The following is a 20758-nucleotide window of genomic DNA, read 5'->3' as shown; positions in this document are numbered from 1 at the left end:
GCATACAGTCCGCCGTGCCCGGTGCTCGGAGCGCACCGAGCTGACCTCGCCTGGTCCGGGCACGGCTCCCGTCAGGCGTGTTCCGCCGGGATGACGCCGAGCCTGCCCGCCTGGTAGTCCTCGAATGCCTGGACGAGTTCGGCGCGGGTGTTCATGACGAACGGCCCGTAGTGGGCCACGGGCTCCCCGATCGGCTCGCCGCCCAGGACGATCACTTCCAGCGTCTCGCGGGGGCCCGCGGTGAGCGTGAAGTACTCGGCCGTGGTGGCCAGGCCGGGCCGGGTGCCGAACCCCTCGAAGACGGCCAGCTGGCCGCTGTTCAGCGGCGCTGTCCCCGCGCGCCCCTGCCCGGACAGGGCGTAGGCCAGGGCGTTGAAGTCCTTGCGCCAGGGCAGGGCGAGGCGGGCGCCGGGGCTGAGCGTGGCGTGCAGCAGGGTGATCGGGGTCTGGGTGGAGCCGGGTCCGGCGTGCCCGGCCAGGTCGCCGGCGATCAGGCGGACCAGGGCGCCGCCGTCCTCGCTGCTCAGGAGTACGACGCTGGAGCTGCCGATGTCCTGGTAGCGCGGGGCGATCATCTTCTTGGCGCCGGGGAGGTTGACCCAGAGCTGGACGCCGTGGAACAGCCCGCCCTTCTGCACGAGCCACTCCGGCGGGGCCTCCTTGTGGAGGATGCCGGCGCCGGCGGTCATCCACTGGGTGTCGCCGTTGGTGATCGTGCCGCCGCCGCCGTTGGAGTCGAGGTGGTCGATCACGCCGTCGATCATGTACGTGACCGTCTCGAACCCGCGGTGCGGGTGCCACGGGGTGCCCTTGGGCTCGCCGGCCGCGTAGTCGACCTCGCCCATCTGGTCCATCATGACGAACGGGTCGAGGTAGGCGGGCTTGATCGCGGCCAGCGCCTTGCGCACGGGGAATCCCTCGCCCTCGAAGCCGCTGGGCGCGGTCTCCACCGCGAGCACCTTGCGCTCCTGGCCGGTCACGGCGGGGATGCGGGGGAGGGTGAGCGGGTTCTCGACGGTTACGGCGGGCATCTCTTGCTCCTTCCTGCGGGGTCTGGAGGAGCTAACCCAGTTTATCTTTCAACTATTCCGCTGCGGAAGGTATGCGGGACATCATTCGCTCCATCCCGTTGACCCAGTTGTCGCGCAGCGCCTGGGTGGCCCGGCCGAGCTCGCCGGCGATGAGGTGCTCGGCCACCTGCGTGTGCTCGGCCGCCTCGCGCTCCAGGGGCGCGTCGTCCCCGGCCATCAGGTGGGCGTAGCGCCGCATGCCCGCCTTCACGCTGGTGATCAGGTCCAGCAGCCGCTCGTTGGCGCATCCGCTGAGCAGGAGGTCGTGCCATTCGTCGTCGTGGCGTTCTATGACCTGCTGCTCGGCCACCGGATCGGGGAAGTCGCGGGCCAGCCGCAGCAGCTCGGGGCCGATCTTGCGCAGGTAGGCGGGGTCGGAGGTCTCCAGGGCCAGGGACTCCAGGGCGGCGACGATCTCGCACAGCTCCCTGAACTCCTTGCGGCTGACCGGGGCGAAGCGGAATCCCCGCCCCTGGGAGCTCTCCAGCACGCCCTCGCCGGCCAGGGTGATCAGCGCCTCGCGCAACGGGGTACGACTAACGCCGAGCTCACCTGCGAGTGTCGCCTCGTTGATGTCCGTGCCCGCGGAAAAGTCGCCGCGATCGAGCCTCCTCAGGAGCTCGTCCCTGATCTGCTCGCGCAGCGGTCGCCGCTCGATCGGCATGGCACTCCTTCGGTGTGATCTTCCCTGCTCAGCGTAGCGCTTGACGTGATGCAAAATACTGCACTATGAATTCTGTGTACAAAATAGTACACAGCGATCGAGGAGAGAAGAGTGGGTTTGACCCGGGTGCCGGGGCTCCTGTTCGGCGGGGACTACAACCCCGAGCAGTGGCCCGAGGAGGTCTGGGCCGAGGACATGCGGCTCATGGCCGAGGCCGGCGTGAACATGGCCACCGTCGCCGTGTTCTCCTGGTCACGGCTCGAGCCGCGGCGCGGCGAGTACGACTTCGGCTGGCTCGACCGGATCCTCGACCTGCTCCACGCGCACGGGATCGCCGCCGACCTGGCCACCGCGACCGCCACCCCGCCGCCATGGCTCGTGCGCGAGCACCCCTCCGTCATGCCCGTGAGCGCCGACGGCGTGCGCCTGGAGTTCGGCTCCCGCCAGGGCTACTGCCCCAGCTCGCCGGTCTTCAAAGAGCACGCCGTACGGCTGGCCGAAACGATCGCCCGGCGCTACAAGGACCACCCGGCCCTGGCCATGTGGCACATCGGCAACGAGTACGCCGACCACACCCTCGAATGCTTCTGCGAGGAGTCCGCCCGGCACTTCCGCCGCTGGCTGACCGAGCGCTACAAGGACGTCGACGGCCTCAACGCCGCCTGGGGCACCTCCTGCTGGGGCCAGCACTACACCGGCCTCGACCAGGTCGAGCCGCCCCGCACCGCCCCCGGCCCGGTCAACCCCGCCCAGCTCCTGGACTGGCGCCGCTTCTGCAGCGACGCGCTCCTGGAGCTGTTCGAGGCCGAGAAGGCCGTGCTGCGCCGGGTGACGCCCGGCGTCAAGGTCACCACGAACTTCATGAGCATCCTGCACGGCCTGGACTACTGGAAGTGGGCCGCGGCCGAGGACCTCGTCAGCGACGACGCCTACCCTGACCCGGCCGACCCGCACTCCCACGTGGCCGTCGCCCTCAGCTACGACCTCATGCGCTCGCTCAAGCGGCAGCCCTGGCTGCTCCTCGAATCGTCCCCCTCCGCGGTCTCCTGGCGGGAGATCAACGCCCCCAAACCCCCCGGAATGATGCGCCTGCACAGCCTGCAGGCGCTGGCCCACGGCTCCGACGGCGTCATGTTCTTCCAGTGGCGCCAGGCCAAGTACGGCCCGGAGAAGTTCCACTCGGCGATGCTCCCGCACGGCGGCACCGCCACCCGCGGCTGGCAGGACACCCTGCGCCTGGGCGCCGACCTGCGCAACCTCGGCGAGGTCGCCGGCGCCCACAGCGACGCCGAGGTCGCCCTGGTGCTCGACTGGGACAGCTGGTGGGGCCTGGAGGCCCCCGAGTCGATGCCCTCCAACCGGCTCAAGCTCAAGGAGCTGCTGCTGGCCTGGTACGCGCCGCTGCACGCCCGGGGCATCGCCGTGGACCTCGCCCCGCCCGGCCGCGACCTGTCCGGCTACAAGCTGGTCGTCGCGCCCAACCTCTACCTCGCGGGCACCGAGCTCACCGGCTACTCCGGCGAGCTCGTCGTGGGCCCTTTCAGCGGGGTGGTGGACGCCGGCGACCAGGTGCACGACGGCGGCGCCCCCGGCCCGCTGCGCGACCTGCTCGGCGTGGCCGTGGACGAGTGGTGGCCGCTGCCCGACGGCGTCACCCAGCAGACCTCCATGGGCGCCGCGCGCACCTGGGCCGAGTGGATCCGGCCGGAAGGCGCCGACGTCCTGGCCCGCTACGAGGGCGGCGACCTCGACGGACAGGCCGCCGTCACCCGCAAGGGCAACGCCACGTACCTGAGCTGCCTGCTCGACGACCTCACGCCCGTCCTGGACGACGTGCTCGCGCGGGCAGGGGTCACCGGGATCGACGTCCCCGAAGGCGTGGAGGCGGTGCGCCGCGGCGGCTACCTCTTCCTGCTCAACCACACCTCCACCGGGCAGCGGGTCGCCCTGCCGTACCCCGGCGTGGACCTGCTGACCCAGACCGACCTGCACGGCCAGACCACCCTCGCACCCCGAGACGCGATTGTGTTGAAGGAGATCCGTTGACGCACCCCTATATCCCGAACACCGAGCCAGGTGTCAGGGCCGAGATGCTCGCCGCCGTCGGCGCGCGGAGCGTCGAGGAGTTCTACGCCGACATCCCGGCCGAGCTCCGGCTGAACCGGCCCCTCGACCTGCCCGAGCCCCTGGTGGCCGAGCAGGACCTGGTGCGCCACATGGAGGGCCTGTTCGGCAAGAACGTGCCCGGCCTGAGCTTCCTGGGGCACGGCAGCTACGCGCACTACGTGCCGGCCGTCTGCGACGAGGTGAACTCCCGCAGCGAGTTCCTCACCGCCTACGCCGGCGAGCCGTACGAGGACCACGGCCGCTTCCAGGCCCTGTTCGAGTACGTCAGCATGATGGGCGAGCTGCTCGAGATGGACGTGGTCAACGTCCCGACCTACGACGGCTACCAGGCGTCCGGCACCGCCATCCGCATGGCCTGCCGCTACACCGGCCGCCCCAAGGTCCTGCTCAGCGGCGCCATCGCCGCCGACAAGCTGAGCAAGCTGCGTGACTTCCTGAGCCACGACATCGAGATGGTCTTCGCCCCGGTCGCCGCCAACGGCGAGATCGGCGAGGTCGAGATCGACGACACGTTCGGCGCGATTTACCTCGAGACCCCGAACGTCTACGGCGTCGTCGAGACCCGCGGCAAGGAGCTGGCCGACCTCGCGCACGCCCACGGCGCGCTGCTGGTCGTCGGCGCCGACCCGATCTCCCTCGGCGTCCTCGCCCCGCCCGCCGCCTACGGCGCCGACATCGCCTGCGGCGACATCCAGCCGCTCGGCATGCACCCGGGCTTCGGCGGCGGCCACGCCGGCTACATCGCCACCCAGGACCACGAGCCGCTGGTCGCCGAGTTCCCCTCGCGCCTGTTCGGCATCGCGCCGACGAAGGTGCCGGGCGAGTACGGCTTCGGCGACGTCTACTACGACCGCACCTCCTTCGCCCACCGCGAAGAGGGCAAGGAATGGGTGGGTACGGCTGCCGCCCTGTGGGGCATCACGGCCGGCGTCTACCTGGCGCTCATGGGCCCCGAGGGCATGCGGGAGGTCGGCGAGACGATCCTGGCCCGCACCCGGTACGCCATGGACGCCCTGGGGCAGCACGTCACACTGCTGCACAAGGACGCCGTGCACTTCCGTGAGTTCGCGATCGAGGTGCCGTCCGCCACCGCGCTCCTGGACGGCCTGCGGGCCAAGGGGATCTTCGGCGGCGTCGCCCTCGACGACCGCACGGTGCTCGTGTGCGTGACCGAGTGCCACTCCACCGACGACATCGACCGGCTCGCCACGGCCGTCAAGGAGGTTCTGGGCGCATGAGCGGTACCGGAGAGTCGTTCGCCGAGCTGCCGGTGGCGCCGAAGCCGCCGATTCGCCGCTTCCACCAGGCCCGGTGGGACGAGCCGATCATCTTCGAGCTCTCGAAGCCGGGGCGGCGCGGCATCGCCGTACCCAGGGCCGAGGGGCCCGGGGTCGAGCTGCCCGCGTCGGTGCGCCGGGAGCGCGCGCCGAAGCTGCCCGAGATGTCGCAGCTGCACGTGCTGCGGCACTACCTGCGGCTGTCGCAGGAGAACCTGGGCTTCGACCTCAACATCGACGTCGGCCAGGGCACCTGCACGATGAAGTACAGCCCCAAGGTCAACGACCTGTTCGCCAAGGCGACCGGGCCGCTGCACCCGCACCAGCACCCGGACACCGTGCAGGGCGTGCTGGAGATCTACTGGCGCATGGAGCGGATGCTGGCCGAGATCTCGGGGATGTCCCGGGTCTCGCTGCAGCCGGGCTCCGGCTCGGCGGCGATCTACGCCAACATCGCGATGATCCGCGCCTACCACGCCGCCAACGGCGGCGAGGAGCGCGACCGGGTCATCACCACGATGTTCTCGCACCCGTCCAACGCGGCCTGCGCCAAGACGGCCGGCTACGAGGTCATCACGCTGATGCCGGACGCCCAGGGCCTGCCGGACATCGAGGCGCTGAAGGCGGCCATCGGGCCGCGCACCGCCGCACTGATGATCACCAACCCCGAGGACACGGGCATCTTCAACCCGCGCATCAAGGAGTTCGTGGACCTGGTGCACTCGGTGGGCGGCCTGGCCTGCTACGACCAGGCCAACGCCAACGGCATCCTGGGCATCACCCGGGCGCGCGACGCCGGTTTCGACCTGTGCCACTTCAACCTGCACAAGACGTTCTCCACCCCGCACGCCTGCGGCGGCCCGGCGGCCGGCGCGAGCGGTGTCTCGCCCGCGCTGGAGCCGTTCCTCCCCGAGCCGACCGTTGAGCGCGTGGAATTCGACGGCAACGAGCGTTTTGTGCTGAAATATCCGGAAAAGTCCGTTGGCAAGATCCGCCCGTTCCTCGGCGTCACCCCGAACGTCGTGCGGGCATATGCGTGGATCATGTCCCTGGGCGCGGAAGGGCTCCGCCAGGTCGCCGAGACCGCGGTGCTCAACAACAACTACCTCATGCACAAGATCCTCCAGATTCCCGGCGCCTCCCTCCCCTGGAAGCACCGCCACGTCGAGCAGGCCCGCTACTCCTGGCAGCAGCTGTCGGAGGAGACCGGCGTGCACTCGGAGGAGATCGGCGTGCGCGCCGCGGACTTCGGCGTCCACTACTGGACCTCGCACCACCCCTACCTGGTGCCCGAGCCCTTCACGCTGGAGCCGACCGAGTCCTACGCCAAGGAGGACCTCGACGAGTACGCCGCCATCCTGGCCCACGTCGCCGACGAGGCCCGCCGGGATCCGGAGTTCGTCAAGGGCGCGCCGTACAACCAGACGATCCACAAGATCGACATGACCTCGCTCGACGACCCCAAGCAGTGGGCGCCCACCTGGCGCGCCTACGTCCGCAAGCACCTGCAGGGCCAGGGCTGAGTCATGTTCACCGTGGGAGTGGTGGTCAATCCGGTGGCGGGGCTCGGCGGCGCCGCCGGGCTCAAGGGCAGCGACGGGCTCGACGTCCAGCGCGAGGCCCTGGCCAGGGGCGCCCGGCCGAGGGCGGGGGAGCGGGCCGCGCAGGCCGTCCGCACGCTCCTGTCCCGGCGTCCGGACGCCCGCGTCGTGTCGATCTCCGGCCCGATGGGGGCCGAAGGCGCGCACGAGCTGGTGCGGCTGCCGTCCCACGGTGAGGCCGGCGTCACCACGGCGGCCGACACCAGGGCGGCCGTGGCCGCGCTCGGTCACGTGGACCTCCTGCTGTTCGCCGGCGGCGACGGGACGGCCCGCGACGTCCTGGACGCCGTCACCGAGCTGGGTGAAGCGGCCCCACCGGTCCTCGGGATCCCGGCGGGTGTCAAGGTCTACTCGGGCTGCTTCGCCCTCAGCCCGGCCACGGCCGGCTTCGTGGCCGCGGGCTTCGACGGCACGACGGCCGAGGCCGAGGTGGTGGACCTCGACGAGGAGCTGTACCGGCGCGGCGCGGTCAGCCCCCGCCTGTACGGCTCGCTGAAGGTGCCCGCGGCCCGCCAGGCGCTGTCGGGCAGGAAGGCGGGCTCGTCCACGACGGCAGAGGGGACCGTCGAAGGCATCGCCCGCGAGGTCGTGGCCCGCATGCGCCCCGGCACCCGCTACATCCTGGGCCCCGGCGCCACCACGCTGGCCGTCGGCAGGGAACTCGGCCTGGCCACGACGCTGCTCGGCGTGGACGTGGTCGAGCGCGGCGGCTCCGGGTTCGGCGGCGTCGGCGGGGTCGTCGTCGGCGCCGACGTCACCGAGGCCCAGCTGTTCGAGCTGGCCAAGGACGGGCCGACCGCCCTGGTGCTGTCGGTCATCGGCGGCCAGGGCTTCGTTCTCGGCCGGGGCAACCAGCAGGTCTCGCCCCGGGTCCTGGACGCGGTCCGCGACGGCGGCGGGGAGCTCATCGTCCTGGCCACCCAGCAGAAGCTGGCCGCGCTCAACGGCCGCCCGCTGCTGGCCGACACCGGCGACGAGGAGACAGACACCAAGCTCAGCGGGCACGTCCGGGTGATCACCGGCTACCGCGAGGGCACGATCTACCGGATCAGTCCGGCAAGTGAGGAGTTCGACCTATGAGCATGCTCGACGGCAAGGTAGCCATCGTCACCGGTGGCGCCTCGGGCATCGGCCGCGCGACCGCGACCCTGTTCGCCAAGGAGGGCGCCAAGGTCGTCGTGGCCGACATCGACGCCGCCGGCGCGGAGGCGGTGGCCGCGGAGATCGGCGGCACCGCCGTACAAGCCGACGTCTCGCAGCCGCAGGACTGCGAGCGGATCGTCCGCACCGCGGTCGAGACCTACGGCGGCCTGCACGTGCTGTTCAACAACGCCGGCATCATCCGCCGCACCACCGCCCTCGACCTCGACGTCGAGGAGTGGGACAAGGTCATGGCGGTCAACGTGCGCTCGGTCTTCCTCATGAGCAAGTACGCCATCCCGGCCATGACCGACGGCGGCGCGATCGTCAACACCGGCTCCGGCTGGGGACTCAAGGGCGGCGGCAACGCCATCTCCTACTGCGCCTCCAAGGCCGCCGTGGTCAACATGACCAGGGCGCTGGCCATCGACCACGCCAAGGCCGGGATCCGGGTGAACTCCGTCAACCCCGGAGACACCGACACCCCGATGCTGCGCGACGAAGCCAAGCAGCTCAACGAGGACTGGGCGGCGTTCGAGAAGGACGCCGCCGACCGGCCCATGGGTCGCTCGGGCAGCCCCGAGGAGATCGCACAGGCCGTGCTTTTCCTGGCGAGTGACGCCGCCAGCTACATCACCGGATCAGCGCTCGTCGTCGATGGCGGCGGGCTCGCGTAACACCCCTCAGGAGTAAGACATGAAGCGTGCGGCGGCCGTCATCGGCATCCTCGCGATCGCTGCCACGGCGTGCAGTGGCGGCGGCGGCGCACCGGGCGTGCCCGGCTCCGGCGGCGGCAAGGACGCCGCCGGCGGCCCGGTCACCATCCGCTGGTCGGCCTGGGGGTCGGCGGAAGACATGAAGATGTACGAGCCCCTGGTGAAGGAGTTCGAGAGCAAGAACCCCAACATCAAGCTCAAGCTGGAGCCGGTGGCCAAGTACGAGGACTACCACCCCAAGCTCCTCACCCAGCTCACCAGCAAGACCGCGCCCGACGTCTTCTTCGTGGGCGACGACAACATCGGCAAGTTCGTCCAGGCCGGCGTGCTGACTCCGCTCAACGACAAGCTCGCGAGCGCCGAGTCCAAGAGCAAGCCCGAGGACTTCTTCGACGGCGTGTACGGCGGAGCCAAGAAGGACGGCCAGATCTACGGCGTCCCGAACGACGTCAACCCCGAGGTCCTGTGGTTCGACAAGCAGGCACTGAAGGACGCCGGCATCACCGAGAACCCGGCCGAGCTGTACGCCGCCGGCCAGTGGACCATGCCCAAGTACCTCGAGATGGGCCAGAAGCTGGTCAAGGCCGGCAAGACCGGCTCGCTGTTCTGGAACTGGTACGGCTCGACGTACAGCATGATCCACGGCTTCGGCGGCAAGGCGTGGGACGGCGGCAAGTTCACCGCCACCACCGACCCGAAGGCCCGTGAGGCGCTGCAGACCCTGGCCAAGGGCTACCAGGACAAGACGTTCACCTCGATCGACCTGCTGCCGGCCAGCAACGGCGGCAACACGCAGCTGCTCAAGCACAAGGCCGGCTTCTACGCCGGCGGCCGCTGGGTGATCGACATCCTCAAGAAGGGCGGCGACAAGGCGAACTACGACATCGTTCCCTTCCCGTCCCCCGACGGCAAGCCGATCAAGGGCGCGGTGGCCGCCTCCTACCTGGCGCTCAACAAGGACTCCCCGAACGCCAAGGAGGCATTCGCCTGGCTGACCACGTTCGTCAGCAAGGACGGCCAGATCGCCCGCATGAAGGGCGGCGGCGGCGTGCCGTCGATCAAGGGCGCGGAGTCGGTCGTCCTGGACGGTTACCCCGAGCACGCGCAGACCCTGATCGACGTGCGGGACAACGGCTTCGCCAACTACCCGGAGGAGGTCGCGATCCCCGGCCTGACCGCCGAGATCAACGAGCACCTCATGAAGGTGTGGCAGGGCAAGCTCTCCTTCGAGGACGGCATGACCGAGCTGCAGAAACTCGTTGAAGGCAAGCTCGGCTAGTGGCCACGCTCACCCGCCCCAGGACCGCCCCGGCCCACGCCTCCTCCTCGAAGAAGGTACGGAACCGGGACGGTCTGTGGGCCGCCTTCTTCCTCGGGCCGCAGGTCCTGGGCATGGTGGTGTTCCTCATCGTGCCGCTGCTGTTCGCCGTGGTCCTGGCGTTCATGAAGTGGGACGGGCTGGGCGTGACGCAGTTCGTCGGCTTCGACAACTTCGCCGCCCAGCTCACCAGCCCCGACTTCGGCCGGGCCCTGTGGAACACGGTCGCCATCGCGCTGATCACCGTGCCCCTGGGCCTGGCCCTGGCCGTGCTGATCGCGGTCGCCCTCAACAACCTCAGGGGCAGCAACGTCTACCGCGTGCTGTACTTCATGCCGGTCGTCACCAGCTCGGTCGCCGTCGCGCTGATCTGGCAGGTCATCCTGGCCAATGACGAGAACGGCGTGCTGAACACCACGCTCAAGAACTGGTTCGGCCTCACCGGGCCCGACTGGCTGGGCAGCCCCGGCTGGGTGATCGTCTCGATCGCGGTCGTGACGATCTGGTCCTCGCTCGGGCTGAACGTGGTCATCTTCATGGCCGGCCTGCAGACGATCCCGCCGGCGATCTTCGAGGCGTCCCGGATCGACGGGGCCACCGCCTTCCAGACGTTCCGCCGGGTCACGCTGCCGCTGCTGTCGCCCACGATCTTCTTCTCCACCGTGGTCGCGGTCATCAGTTCGCTCCAGGCGTTCGACCTGATCTACGTGCTGGTCGACCCGAAGGACAACGAGGGTGCGCGGACGATCGTCTACCACCTCTACGACCTGGGCTTCAAGAAGTTCGAGTTCGGCATGAGCAGCGCCGCCGGAGTCCTGCTGCTCCTGCTGACGCTGATCGTCACCCTGGTCCAGTTCCTGGCGCAGAAGCGCTTCGTCCACTACGACTCCTAGGGATCCGCCATGCGAAACCGGCAGGTCACCCTGCACGTCGCGCTGACCGTCGGCGGGCTCCTGATGCTGTTCCCCTTCGTCTGGATGCTGCTGACATCCTTCAAGGGCACGCACCAGATGCTCAACAACCCCACCGACTGGCTGCCCAGCCCGTTCGTGGGAGGCAACTACGGCGAAGTGCTCGGCGAGAGCACGATCCTGCCCGCCTACTGGAACAGCTTCTACATCGCCGTCGTCAACGTCGTCCTGACGCTGCTGACCTCGGCGATGGCCGCCTACGCCTTCGCGCGGATCAAGTTCAGGGGCTCGGGGGCGCTGTTCGTGCTCTTCCTGGCCACCCAGATGGTCCCGCCGCAGGTGACGATCACGGCGTTGTACATCATGCTCGCCAAGATCGGCTGGGTGGACTCGCACCTGGCGCTCATCGTGCCGACCATCGTCAACCCCTTCGCCGTCTTCCTCCTGCGCCAGTTCATCCGGGCGGTGCCGGTCGAGCTGGAGGAGGCGGCCAGGCTCGACGGCGCCAACCGCTGGACCATCTTCTGGCGGGTGGTCCTGCCCAACATCAAGCCGGGCCTCGGCGCGATGGGCATCATCGCCTTCCTCGCCGCCTGGAACTCCTACTTCTTCCCGCTGATCTTCCTCAACACGCCGGAACTCTTCACGGTCCCGCTGCTCCTGGCCACCTACGCCAAGCAGTTCGGCGCGATCGACTACGGCCTCATCCTGGCCGCCTCCTCGATCGCGGTCGTGCCCACGCTGATCGCCTTCCTGATCGGCCAGCGGAAGATCATCAACTCGATGGCCGCTTCCGGCCTCGGAGGACGCTGACCCGTGTTCACCCTCGACCTGCGCGAGCGACCCTTCACCGACCGCGGCTCCCGCCTGCTGGTGATGGCCGCCGACGACGGCTCCCTGTGGATCGCCCGCGCCCTGTACGAGACCCGCCTGAGCGAGACGACCGTCCTGAAGGGCCTGCGGCTCTTCCGCGGCGACGACGAGCTCGAGGTACGGCAGGCGTACCCGGACCGGATCGACTTCGACGGCGGCCTGACCCTGGCCTTCGCCGGCCCCGAGACCCTCGTGCTCACCGGTACGGGGGCCCGGGCGGTCTGGGAGGGCGGCGAGGCGGCCGTGGACGGCTCGTTCACGCTGGTGGGCGAGGGCAGGCACGAGGGCGTCCCGGAGAAGGCCGCCGCGCGGTGGGCGAACTGGTTCGCGAAGCTGCCCGCCGTACGGGAGGATCTGCGCGAACGCGCCGAGATGGCGTGGTGGACCCTGGCCGTCAACCTCATCGGCATCCAGGGCCGCGAGTCGCTCGTGCCGTCGAAGTACGGCTATGTCGGGCTCTGGAACTGGGACTCCTACTTCCACGCCATCGCCCTGCGGCACGCCGACCCGGCACTGGCCCGCGAGCAGATCCGCATCCTGCTGGACAACCAGCGCCCCGACGGGCTGATCCCCGACGTGGTGCACGACCACGGGGTGCTGTCGGAGACCACCGACCTGCCCCGCTCCGACCTGGCCCGCCTCGCCCAGCACGTGGGCGGCGAGCCGATCCGCGAGGTGGTGCCGGTCACCAAGCCGCCGCTGACCGCGTGGGCCGTCTGGAAGATCCACGAAGCCGCCCCCGACGCGGGCTTCCTGGAGGAGGTCTACCCGAAGCTGGTCCGCTCGCAGGAGTGGTGGTTCGAGCGCTCCGACCCGGACGGCGACGGCCTGGCCGAGTACCTGCACCCGTACTCCTCCGGCCTGGACGACAGCCCCATCTGGGACGACGGCCCCCGGGCCGAGCCGCCGGACCTCAACTCCTACCTGGCCCTGCAGTACGACCGGCTGGCCGACATCGCCACCGCCCTCGGCCGCGACGGCGAGGCGGCGGCCTGGCGGCAGAAGGCCCAGGCGCTGACCGACCTGATGATCGAGCGCCGCTGGACCGGCGAGCGCTTCCGCACGCTGGTCGGCGACGTCGTGGCCGAGGTCCGCACCCCCCTGGACCTCATGCCGCTGTTCACCGGCCGGCTGCCGAAGGAGATCGCCGACCGCCTCGTGGCCGACCTGCGCTCGCCGTCCTTCTGGGGCGAGCGCCCGGTCCCCACCGTGGCCTTCGACGACCCCCGGCACGACCCGGACGCCATGTGGCGCGGTCCGGTCTGGCTGAACGTCAACTACCTGCTCGCCGACGGGCTGCGCCGTTCCGGGTACGGCGCGGCCGCCGACGAACTGGTGACCAGGACCCTGGCCATGGTGCGCGACGGCGGCGGCCTCTACGAGTACTGGAACCCGGAGACGGGCAGGAAGGCGAAGCGGGCGACGACCGGCTTCGGCTGGTCGGCCGCCCTCTTCGCGGACCTGGCGATCACTTCAGGAGCTTGACCGCCCCCTGGGCGAGGCTGATGAGCTCGTAGGTGTGGCCGGGCGGGAACGGCGAGGACGGGTTGGTCGTCATCACGGTGATGAAGGAGACCTTCTTGCCCGCCCGGTAGGAGTAGCCGAGGTCGGTGAGGCCGACCTCCTCGCCGCCCTTGAACCAGGTTCCCTTCGCGAGCAGGCCGGAGTTGCTCGACATCACGTCGTCGACCTTCGGGTCGGGCGAGCGGCGCAGCTCGGCGTGGGCGCGGCAGATCTCGGCGGGCGAGGCGAACCACTCGAGGGTTTCCAGCTCGCGTGGCTTCACCCACGGCCTGATCGCGGTGAGCGGCACCTTGGCGACGGTGTCGCGCAGATAGGCACGCTTGGCCCGGGTGCCGAGGCGCTTGTAGGCGTCGGCGTGCTCGGGATAGTCGGCGCCCTTGAGGACGAACAGCTCCCGCGTGGTCAGGAAGGGCACGTTGCCCTCCTTCCGCCCGCCCCACGCGCGCATGGTCTGCTCGACGGCTTTCCTGCCGGCCTTGTGGATGAGCAGGTCGGTGGCGGTGTTGTCGCTGATGCCGATCATCAGCTTGGCCGTCTCGAAGACGCTGACCTTGCTGCCGTCGGGGCGGGCCGACAGCTCGCCGCCCAGGCTCTTCAGCTCCGGGGTGATCGTGAGCTGCGTGTCCCAGGTGTAGGCGCCCGCGCGGATCTGCTCGGCCACCGCGCCGAGCACGTAGAGCTTGAACATCGAGCCGAGCGGCCGCGCCTTCTGCGCGCCCGCGACCTGCGCGGGACGGCATCGGCGGTCCGTGATCTCCGCCGCCAGGAAGCTGTACTGCGGGGCCGCCTCGGCCAGGCGCCCCTGCAGTTCCTTCCAGCTCGTCGGCGCGGGCGGAACGTCCGCATCGAAACTCACCCAGTTGATCTTCCCGTCGCCGTCCACTCTGAGCGTGACGCGCACGCCCTGGCCGCCGAGGGTTCCCTTGGCGGTGAGCGAGGTGGGTCCGGCGCCGTCCACCGCGGTCAGCGTGAACGCCTTCCACCCCTGGAAGGTTTGGTTGAACTGTTCGGGCGGCACCTGCTCCAGATAGCCGGCCGCGACGTGCTCCTTGATCTCGCTCTCCGGGACCGGCGCCCGCGTGAGGGCGTCGAGCATCCAGCGCAACTGCCGCCCGGCCGGGGTCGCCGGGATCTCCACGTCCGCCGAGGAGGCCGAGGAGGCCGAGGAGGCCGTGACGGCCGTGGCGGTCGTGGCGGTCGTGGCGGTCGTGGCGGCCGTGGTGGTCGTGGCGCCGGCCGGGGCCGCGACACCGCCGGATCCGGCCGCCAGCGTTCCGGCGACGGCCAGGGCGAGCAAGGACTTCGATGTCATCCGAGGGAACATGCCCTTACCTTGGCAAGATCTGCCGGCTGCCCCCACCAGGCTGACCGCACCCCGATATGCGGTCAACCGCATAGACGTCGCACACGCCCGCTGAACAGGATGGACACTCATGAGAGCACTCGCGGGCGCCCTGGCGCTGCTGGCCGGGGGCAGCCTGGTCGCCGGCGCGCTGATGGAGGGCATGACCGCCGCGCAGATGATCTATATCGGCGTCGGGCTGATCACGCCCGTGCTCGGCTGGCTGATCGCGGTACGCCGGCCCGACGTCCGCTACGGCTGGGTGCTGCTGGCCACCGCCGCCGGCTTCGGTCTCGGCACCCTGGGCGTCGGCCTGAACGTGCGCACCGGGCTCGACGTCCTCGGACAGCTCCTGACGGCGTTCTTCCCCGTCTTCTACGGCCTGCAGTGGGTCTTCCTGCCGCTGCTGTTCCCCGACGGGCGGCTGCCCTCGCCACGGTGGCGGTGGATCGCCAGGCTCGCCGCCGGCGCCATCGTGCTCCACGCGCTCTCCATGCCCTTCCTTCCCCTGGACTACGTCCAGATGCGTAACCCGCTCGCGCAGTACGGCACCACCGGGCTCATCGCCGCCCTGGCCGGTGCGCTCGGCCAGGGCATCGTGATGATCCTGGCGTTCGTCGCGTTCACCGGCCTGATCGTGCGCGCCGTCCGGGCGGGTGCGGCGGAGCGGCGCGCCTACCGATGGATCGTCATCGGGGGCGCCCTCAGCCTGGCCGGATTGATCGTGACGTACTTCTCCTTCGGCAGCGGCTCGCCCGCCGCGGCATCCTTCGGCCTGCTCGCCGTCCTGCTGTCGGTGCCCGCGGCGATCGCCGTCGCCCTGGTGCGCCACCAGTTGCTCGACATCCGTCTCGGCATCCGGGGCTCCCGGCTCTCGCTCGTCTTCGACATGCGGCCCACGGTCTCCGAGCTGCTGTCCGACCTGTCCCCGGCGCTCCAGGACGCCGAGCCGGGGGCGCAGCTGACCACGCTGGCGCGAGCCGTACAGGAAGGGCTGGACGTGCGCTGGGCGGAGGTGTCGCTGAAGGGCGGCGGGAGTTTCCTCGCCGGGGCCAAGGACGGCGCGGCGAGCGTGCGGGAGAGCGTGGCGGGCGGGCTGGGCGAGCTGACCGCAGGGCCGAAGAACCAGGGCCGTTTCAGCGCCGAGGACCGGCGGCTGCTGCACGCGTTCGCGGTGCCCGTCGGGCTGGCCATTCGCAGCGCCGCGCTGGCGACGCGGCTGGTCAACGCGCAGGAGGCCGAGCGGCGGCGGCTGGAGCGCAACCTTCACGACGGCGTCCAGCAGCAGCTCGTGGCCCTGATCGCCGGGCTGGAGCTGGCCCGTGCCTCGGGTGACGCCGAGATGCTGCCCCCCTTGCGCGAGCAGGCCCGGCAGACGCTGGACGACCTGCGGGAGCTGGCCACGGGCATCCACCCGTCCGTGCTGACCCAGGGCGGGCTGGTGGAGGCGGTGGAGTCGCGGGGCGCGCGCCTGCCCGTGCCGACGACCGTGCTGGCCGATCCGGGCCTGCGCACGGAACGGTTCCCCGACGAGGTCGAGGGCGCGCTGTACTTCACGGTCAGCGAGGCGCTGGCCAACGCGCTCAAGCACGCCGCGGCGGCGAAGATACTGGTACGGCTGTCGCGGACCGGCGGGCGGCTGCGCGCCGAGGTGAGCGACGACGGGCGGGGCTTCGACCCGCCTCCCGGGGCGCTCGGGGCGCTGGCCGACCGGCTGAGCGCGCTGGGCGGCGGGCTGAAGGTGACGAGCACGATCGGGGAGGGGACCACGGTGAGCGCGTGGGTGCCGGCGCATGACTGAGCCGCTGCGGACGGTCGTGGCAGATGATCACTACCTGGTGCGCGAGGGGACCCGGCGGCTGCTGGAGACCACCGGCAGGGTCACCGTCGTGGCGGCGGTGGGCAACGCCGACGAGCTGATGGACGCGGTGCGCCGGTTCTCGCCGGAGGTGGTGATCACCGACATCCGGATGCCGGGCGGCGGCTGGCGGGCCGGGTTCGAGGGCATCGACGCGGCCCATGCGGTGCGGGCGGCCCATCCCCGGGTCGGGGTGGTCGTCCTGTCGCAGTTCGGGGACGCGCTGTATGCGCTGGAGCTGTTCAAGCAGGGCACCGAGGGGTTCGCCTACCTGCTCAAGGATCGGGTCGGCGACATGGACGAGCTGCTCGGCGCCATCGCCGCGGTGGCCGAGGGCGGCTCAGTGATCGATCCGAAGGTCGTCGAGGGGCTGATGTCGCGGCGGGCGGTGCGCGGTGGCACCGAGTCGCTGACCGAAAGGGAGCGTGACGTGCTGCGGGAGATGGCGCGGGGCCGCTCCAACCCGGCGATCGGGCGGGAGCTGCACCTGTCGCTGTCGTCGGTGGAGAAGAACGTCAACGCGATCTTCTCGAAGCTCGGGCTGGAGAACAGCGCCGACGTCAACCGGCGGGTGGCCGCGGTGCTGGCCTACCTGGAGGGCTGATCAGCCGAACACCGACGGGGGCGGCACGGGGGCGAGGACCGGGTCGCCGTCGTGGATGGGGGCGGCTCCGGCGATGAAGTTCGTCAGGGCTGCGCCGTACACGCATCTGGCCTGGGTGAGGCCGCCGGCGGCGCGGCGGGTGAGGAGATCGACGGGCAGGGCGGTGCGGGAGGCGGCCACGATGAGGTTGCCGAAGCGGCGCCCGCGCATGATGGCGGGCTCGGCCAGCAGCGCGACGTGGCCGTAGGCGCCGGTGACGGTGGCGAGCAGGCGGCGGGCGAAGGCCAGGCCCTTGCCGTCGGCGATGTTGATCAGCAGGGTGCCGGTGGGGCGCAGGACGCGGGCCAGATCGGCGAGGTATTCGGCGGTGGCCAGTTCGACCGGCATGGTCGCGCCGGTGAAGGCGTCGAGGACGACGAGGTCGGCGCTTTCGTCCCAGATCTTCTGGGTGCCCTCGCGGCCCCCGGCCACGATGACCTTGAGCTTGGGTATGGAGCGCAGGTCGAGTTGCTCGCGCACGAGGTTGACGAGCAGGCCGTCGGGCTCGAGGACGATGTGGCGGGAGCCGGGGCGGGTGGCCGAGACGTAGCGGGGGATGGAGCAGGCGCCGCCGCCGACGTGCAGGCAGGAGAGCGGGCCGTCGTCCATGACGTCGATGACATCGGCCATAAGCCTCACATATTCGAATTCCAGAAATGTGGGGTCTTGAAGGTCGACATACGACTGAGGTACGCCATCCTTGAACAGCAACCAGCCGTCCTGCCGGTCGAGATCCCGGAGAAGCTCGACCTCGCCGAACGTCACCGGGTACCGTCCGGGCATCGGTTCCCGCTGTCCACGTGCCACTTTCTGTCCCCTTCCCTGGGAGAAACGGTATGCGACGACGAAGGCTGATTGTCCTCCTCATTGCGCTTCTGGCGGTCATGGGGGCTGGAGCCTTCGCCGTGCTCGCGGCCAACAGCACGCACGGCAGCCCCGAGCAGACGGCCGCGTCGTACTTCACCTCCTGGCGGCGCGGCGACGTGCCGGCCATGCGCCGCCTCGTCCACCGGGCGCCCGACGACTTCGCGCAGCGGCACACGTCGCTGTCGGCCACGCTGCGGGTGGACGCGATCGAGCTGACGCCTGGCGCGCTCAGGATGACCGGGGACGACAGCGCCGAGGTGCCGTTCAGCGGGAGGCGCAAATTACGCGATCTCGGCTGGTGGGACTTCCAGAGCACCCTGCGGCTGGCCGTACGCGAGAGCACCTGGCAGGTGATCTGGGCGCCGGAGACCCTGCACCCGCTGCTCAAGGACAACGGCATCCTGGAATTGGCCACGGTGGAGGGCCCCACGGTCGAGCTGGTCACCGCCGAGGGCGACCGCCTGCCCGAGGACAACTACGCTGAGCACTACCTCGGGAAGCTGTCCGCGGCGTATCCCGTCAAGAGCGGCACGGCCCTCCAGGTGATCATGCCGGACGACAGCACCCGGGTGCTGCTCAGCAAGGCGCCCAAGACGAAGCCGCACAAGACCACGCTCTCGCGCCCGGTCCAGGCCGCGGCCGCCCGCGCCCTGGACGGGGTCACCGACGCGGCCATCGTGGCGATCCGCTCCAGCACCGGCGAGATCCTGGCCGTGGCCGACCGGCTGGCCGACGGCGACAAGGCGTTCTCGACGCTCTTCCCGCCCGGCTCGACGTTCAAGACGGTCGTGGCCGCGGCTCTGATGCAGACCGGACTGTCCACGTCTGACCTGGTCGAGTGCCCCGGCCGCTACCAGATCCCGGGATTCCGCCCGTTCGACAACGCGGGCGGCACCGACCGCGGCAGCATCACCTTCACCGAGTCCTTCGCCCATTCCTGCAACACCACGTTCGTGGAGCAGGCCACCACCCGCCTGGAGCCGGAGGAGTTCACCGAGGCCGTCTCCCAGTGGGGCTTCCGCGGCGTGCAGTTGCCCACGGGCGCGGGGGGCGTCTGCGGCCAGATGCGCGTGCCCGAGGACATGAACTGGTTCGGCTCCGACGTCATCGGCCAGGGTTCGGTGCAGGCCACGCCGCTGTGCATGGCCATGGTCGCCGCCGCCGTCGAGAGCGGTGTCTGGCGTTCGCCCCGGCTGCTGCCCGGCGACGAGGCCGCCAACCAGGAGGGCGCCCCGCCGGCGGACGTGCCGCTCGACGAGGGGCTGGCCGAGGGGCTGCGCGAGATGATGCGGGCCGTGGTCGAGTACGGCACCGGCGCGGAGTCCGGCCTGCCCGAGGGTACGGCGGGCAAGACCGGCACCGCCGAGGTGGAGGAGCAGAAGGACCACGGCTGGTTCATCGGCTACCGGGATGACGTGGCCTTCTGCGTGTTCGTGCGCAACGGCGGTTCCGGCAGGTCGGCGGCGGTGCCGATAGCCGCGCGGTTTCTCCAGGGCATGTAGGGGTTGCTAAGGGGAACCTTACCTACGGTACCGTAGGTTATATGACGACCGTTCTCGCGAAGCCCAGGCTGCGCGGCTGGTTGCACACGGGGGCGCTGCCTGTGACGCTCGTCGCGGGGTTCGCGCTCGTGGCACTGGGCCCGACCCTGCAGGCACGGCTGGCCTCGGCGATCTACGCCATCACCTCGGGGCTGCTCTTCGGCATCTCGGCCACCTACCACCGCGGCACGCTCGGCCCCCGCCTGGCCGAGGCGCTGCGCCGCTTCGATCACGCCAACATCTACCTGATCATCGCCGGCACCTACACCCCCTTCGCCCTGCTCGCGCTCTCCGGCGCCGCCCGGATCGCGGTGCTCGTGGTCACCTGGGGCGGCGCCCTGGCCGGGGTGCTCTTTCGCGTCTTCTGGATAGGCGCGCCACGCTGGCTCTACACCGTGCTCTATCTGGCGCTCGGCTGGACGGCCGTCTTCGTGATGCCGCAGCTGCTGGCGGGCGCGGGCATCGCCGCCGTCGTGCTCGTGGCCGTGGGCGGCGTCTTCTACAGCGCCGGGGCGATCGTGTACGGCCTGCGCCGCCCGGACCCCTCTCCCGCCTGGTTCGGTTTCCACGAGGTCTTCCACGCCTTCACCCTGGCCGCCTACCTGGTGCAGTACGTCGCGGTCTCGATCGTGGTCTACGCCCATGCATGACCGACTTTTGACCGCCTTAGGGTCTGCACGCGCGATCTTTCTGGAAAACATCGGGGCATGGAGCAAATCGCGCGCACATGGTGGCTCATCCTCATCCGAGGCATCTGCGCCATCATCTTCGGCATCCTCGCGCTCGTGTGGCCGGGGATCACGCTGTACGTCCTGGTGATCTTCTTCGGCGCCTACGCGATCGTCAGCGGCCTGTTCTCGCTCTTCGCCGCCTTCGGCCACAACGTGCAGTCGAGGGCGTGGCTCATCATCTCCGGCATCATCGGCATCCTGGCCGGCATCGTGGCCTTCGCCTGGCCGGGGATCACCGCGCTCGCCCTGCTCTACGTCATCGCCTTCTGGGCGATCTTCACCGGTGTCGCGGAGATCGTGGCCGGCGTCCAGTTGCGCAAGGACATCGACAACGAGTGGATGCTCATCCTGGGCGGCATCCTGTCGGTGATCTTCGGCATCCTGCTCATCATCTGGCCCGCGACCGGGATGCTCACGCTGACCTGGCTGCTCGGCATCTTCGCGATCATCTACGGCATCGCGATGGTGGTCCTGTCCTTCAACGTGAAGAAGCTGGCGTCATGAAGCGCTGGGCACGCAAAGTTTACGGGTATTTACGGCATCTATAGGGAAGGT

The 20758-nt window shown here is 70.2% G+C and carries 18 protein-coding genes; 14 read left to right on the top strand and 4 right to left on the bottom strand.

From position 1 onward, the window contains the following. Positions 1-71: 71 nt before the first annotated feature. Positions 72-1031, bottom strand: coding sequence for a pirin family protein (locus FVE25_RS34085; RefSeq protein ID WP_157251255.1), 960 nt, complete (start codon positions 1029-1031; stop codon positions 72-74). A 52-nt stretch (positions 1032-1083) separates the two neighbouring features. Then, positions 1084-1734 carry a GntR family transcriptional regulator gene (locus tag FVE25_RS34080; RefSeq protein ID WP_157251254.1) on the bottom strand — a complete coding sequence of 217 codons (651 nt, stop codon included), beginning with the start codon at positions 1732-1734 and terminating at the stop codon, positions 1084-1086. Between the two features lie 111 nt (positions 1735-1845). On the opposite strand from FVE25_RS34080, the gene FVE25_RS34075 reads away from it, so the two are divergent. Genes FVE25_RS34075 through FVE25_RS34035 form a run of 9 tightly spaced genes read left to right on the top strand, consistent with a single transcriptional unit; the run spans position 1846 to position 13182 of the window. Beyond that, the gene (locus FVE25_RS34075; protein WP_157251253.1) at positions 1846-3780 is read left to right on the top strand and encodes a beta-galactosidase; all 1935 of its coding nucleotides are present in this window, start codon (positions 1846-1848) and stop codon (positions 3778-3780) included. Further along, complete coding sequence (gene gcvPA / locus FVE25_RS34070; RefSeq protein WP_157251251.1) at positions 3777-5099, top strand: aminomethyl-transferring glycine dehydrogenase subunit GcvPA; 1323 nt, start codon at positions 3777-3779, stop codon at positions 5097-5099. The genes FVE25_RS34075 and gcvPA overlap by 4 nt, the downstream gene beginning before the upstream one ends. Beyond that, on the top strand, positions 5096-6661 hold the full coding sequence (gene gcvPB / locus FVE25_RS34065) for an aminomethyl-transferring glycine dehydrogenase subunit GcvPB (protein ID WP_157251250.1): 1566 nt from the start codon (positions 5096-5098) through the stop codon (positions 6659-6661). Before gcvPA ends, gcvPB begins: the two co-directional genes overlap by 4 nt. A gap of 3 nt (positions 6662-6664) precedes the next feature. Further along, complete coding sequence (locus tag FVE25_RS34060; RefSeq protein ID WP_157251249.1) at positions 6665-7819, top strand: ATP-NAD kinase family protein; 1155 nt, start codon at positions 6665-6667, stop codon at positions 7817-7819. Continuing rightward, positions 7816-8556, top strand: coding sequence for an SDR family NAD(P)-dependent oxidoreductase (locus FVE25_RS34055; RefSeq protein ID WP_157251248.1), 741 nt, complete (start codon positions 7816-7818; stop codon positions 8554-8556). Before FVE25_RS34060 ends, FVE25_RS34055 begins: the two co-directional genes overlap by 4 nt. A 19-nt stretch (positions 8557-8575) precedes the next feature. Continuing rightward, positions 8576-9874, top strand: coding sequence for an ABC transporter substrate-binding protein (locus FVE25_RS34050; protein WP_157251247.1), 1299 nt, complete (start codon positions 8576-8578; stop codon positions 9872-9874). Then, the gene (locus FVE25_RS34045) at positions 9874-10806 is read left to right on the top strand and encodes a carbohydrate ABC transporter permease (RefSeq protein WP_246267817.1); all 933 of its coding nucleotides are present in this window, start codon (positions 9874-9876) and stop codon (positions 10804-10806) included. Before FVE25_RS34050 ends, FVE25_RS34045 begins: the two co-directional genes overlap by 1 nt. A 9-nt stretch (positions 10807-10815) precedes the next feature. Next, positions 10816-11637, top strand: a complete 822-nt coding sequence (locus FVE25_RS34040) for a carbohydrate ABC transporter permease (RefSeq protein WP_157251246.1) — start codon at positions 10816-10818, stop codon at positions 11635-11637. Positions 11638-11640: 3 nt separating this feature from the next. Further along, the gene (locus FVE25_RS34035) at positions 11641-13182 is read left to right on the top strand and encodes an amylo-alpha-1,6-glucosidase (RefSeq protein WP_157251245.1); all 1542 of its coding nucleotides are present in this window, start codon (positions 11641-11643) and stop codon (positions 13180-13182) included. Here FVE25_RS34035 and FVE25_RS34030 read toward each other — a convergent pair. Continuing rightward, on the bottom strand, positions 13166-14533 hold the full coding sequence (locus FVE25_RS34030) for a serine hydrolase (RefSeq protein ID WP_157251244.1): 1368 nt from the start codon (positions 14531-14533) through the stop codon (positions 13166-13168). The two genes, FVE25_RS34035 and FVE25_RS34030, sit on opposite strands and share 17 nt — an antisense overlap. Positions 14534-14654: 121 nt before the next feature. Here FVE25_RS34030 and FVE25_RS34025 point away from each other — a divergent pair, with 121 nt between their 5' ends. Both FVE25_RS34025 and FVE25_RS34020 read left to right on the top strand, forming a co-directional pair. After that, a complete protein-coding gene (locus FVE25_RS34025) occupies positions 14655-16364 on the top strand; it encodes a sensor histidine kinase (protein WP_157251243.1) in 1710 nt (569 codons plus the stop codon). Further along, positions 16357-17025 (top strand): response regulator transcription factor, encoded by a 669-nt coding sequence (locus FVE25_RS34020; protein WP_157251242.1) that lies wholly within the window; start codon positions 16357-16359, stop codon positions 17023-17025. The genes FVE25_RS34025 and FVE25_RS34020 overlap by 8 nt, the downstream gene beginning before the upstream one ends. Here FVE25_RS34020 and FVE25_RS34015 read toward each other — a convergent pair whose 3' ends face one another. Continuing rightward, the gene (locus FVE25_RS34015; RefSeq protein WP_181019793.1) at positions 17026-17847 is read right to left on the bottom strand and encodes a spermidine synthase; all 822 of its coding nucleotides are present in this window, start codon (positions 17845-17847) and stop codon (positions 17026-17028) included. It abuts the gene before it with no gap. A gap of 101 nt (positions 17848-17948) precedes the next feature. Between FVE25_RS34015 and FVE25_RS34010 the strand changes: the two genes are divergently transcribed. Genes FVE25_RS34010 through FVE25_RS34000 form a run of 3 tightly spaced genes read left to right on the top strand, consistent with a single transcriptional unit; the run spans position 17949 to position 20707 of the window. Next, on the top strand, positions 17949-19433 hold the full coding sequence (locus tag FVE25_RS34010) for a penicillin-binding transpeptidase domain-containing protein (RefSeq protein WP_181019792.1): 1485 nt from the start codon (positions 17949-17951) through the stop codon (positions 19431-19433). A 41-nt stretch (positions 19434-19474) separates the two neighbouring features. After that, the gene (gene trhA / locus FVE25_RS34005; RefSeq protein ID WP_157251240.1) at positions 19475-20122 is read left to right on the top strand and encodes a PAQR family membrane homeostasis protein TrhA; all 648 of its coding nucleotides are present in this window, start codon (positions 19475-19477) and stop codon (positions 20120-20122) included. Positions 20123-20179: 57 nt separating this feature from the next. Further along, entirely contained in the window at positions 20180-20707 is a 528-nt protein-coding gene (locus FVE25_RS34000; RefSeq protein WP_157251239.1) for an HdeD family acid-resistance protein, read from the top strand. The last annotated feature ends 51 nt before the right edge of the window (positions 20708-20758 follow it).

Origin of the sequence: Nonomuraea typhae (genome assembly GCF_009760925.1) — a bacterium.
Lineage (GTDB): Bacteria > Actinomycetota > Actinomycetes > Streptosporangiales > Streptosporangiaceae > Nonomuraea > Nonomuraea typhae.
This window is presented reverse-complemented; position numbering and strand designations above follow the sequence as displayed.

Bases quoted from the DNA above. Each gene is read 5' to 3' on its own strand.
- FVE25_RS34040 (WP_157251246.1), top strand. From the start codon at position 10,816: ATGCGAAACCGGCAGGTCACCCTGCACGTCGCGCTGACCGTCGGCGGG.
- FVE25_RS34080 (WP_157251254.1), bottom strand. From the start codon at position 1,734: ATGCCGATCGAGCGGCGACCGCTGCGCGAGCAGATCAGGGACGAGCTC.
- FVE25_RS34060 (WP_157251249.1), top strand. From the start codon at position 6,665: ATGTTCACCGTGGGAGTGGTGGTCAATCCGGTGGCGGGGCTCGGCGGC.
- FVE25_RS34050 (WP_157251247.1), top strand. From the start codon at position 8,576: ATGAAGCGTGCGGCGGCCGTCATCGGCATCCTCGCGATCGCTGCCACG.
- FVE25_RS34055 (WP_157251248.1), top strand. From the start codon at position 7,816: ATGAGCATGCTCGACGGCAAGGTAGCCATCGTCACCGGTGGCGCCTCG.
- FVE25_RS34025 (WP_157251243.1), top strand. From the start codon at position 14,655: ATGAGAGCACTCGCGGGCGCCCTGGCGCTGCTGGCCGGGGGCAGCCTG.
- trhA (WP_157251240.1), top strand. From the start codon at position 19,475: ATGACGACCGTTCTCGCGAAGCCCAGGCTGCGCGGCTGGTTGCACACG.
- FVE25_RS34015 (WP_181019793.1), bottom strand. From the start codon at position 17,847: ATGCCCGGACGGTACCCGGTGACGTTCGGCGAGGTCGAGCTTCTCCGG.
- FVE25_RS34010 (WP_181019792.1), top strand. From the start codon at position 17,949: ATGGGGGCTGGAGCCTTCGCCGTGCTCGCGGCCAACAGCACGCACGGC.
- FVE25_RS34085 (WP_157251255.1), bottom strand. From the start codon at position 1,031: ATGCCCGCCGTAACCGTCGAGAACCCGCTCACCCTCCCCCGCATCCCC.
- FVE25_RS34020 (WP_157251242.1), top strand. From the start codon at position 16,357: ATGACTGAGCCGCTGCGGACGGTCGTGGCAGATGATCACTACCTGGTG.
- FVE25_RS34000 (WP_157251239.1), top strand. From the start codon at position 20,180: ATGGAGCAAATCGCGCGCACATGGTGGCTCATCCTCATCCGAGGCATC.
- FVE25_RS34030 (WP_157251244.1), bottom strand. From the start codon at position 14,533: ATGACATCGAAGTCCTTGCTCGCCCTGGCCGTCGCCGGAACGCTGGCG.
- gcvPB (WP_157251250.1), top strand. From the start codon at position 5,096: ATGAGCGGTACCGGAGAGTCGTTCGCCGAGCTGCCGGTGGCGCCGAAG.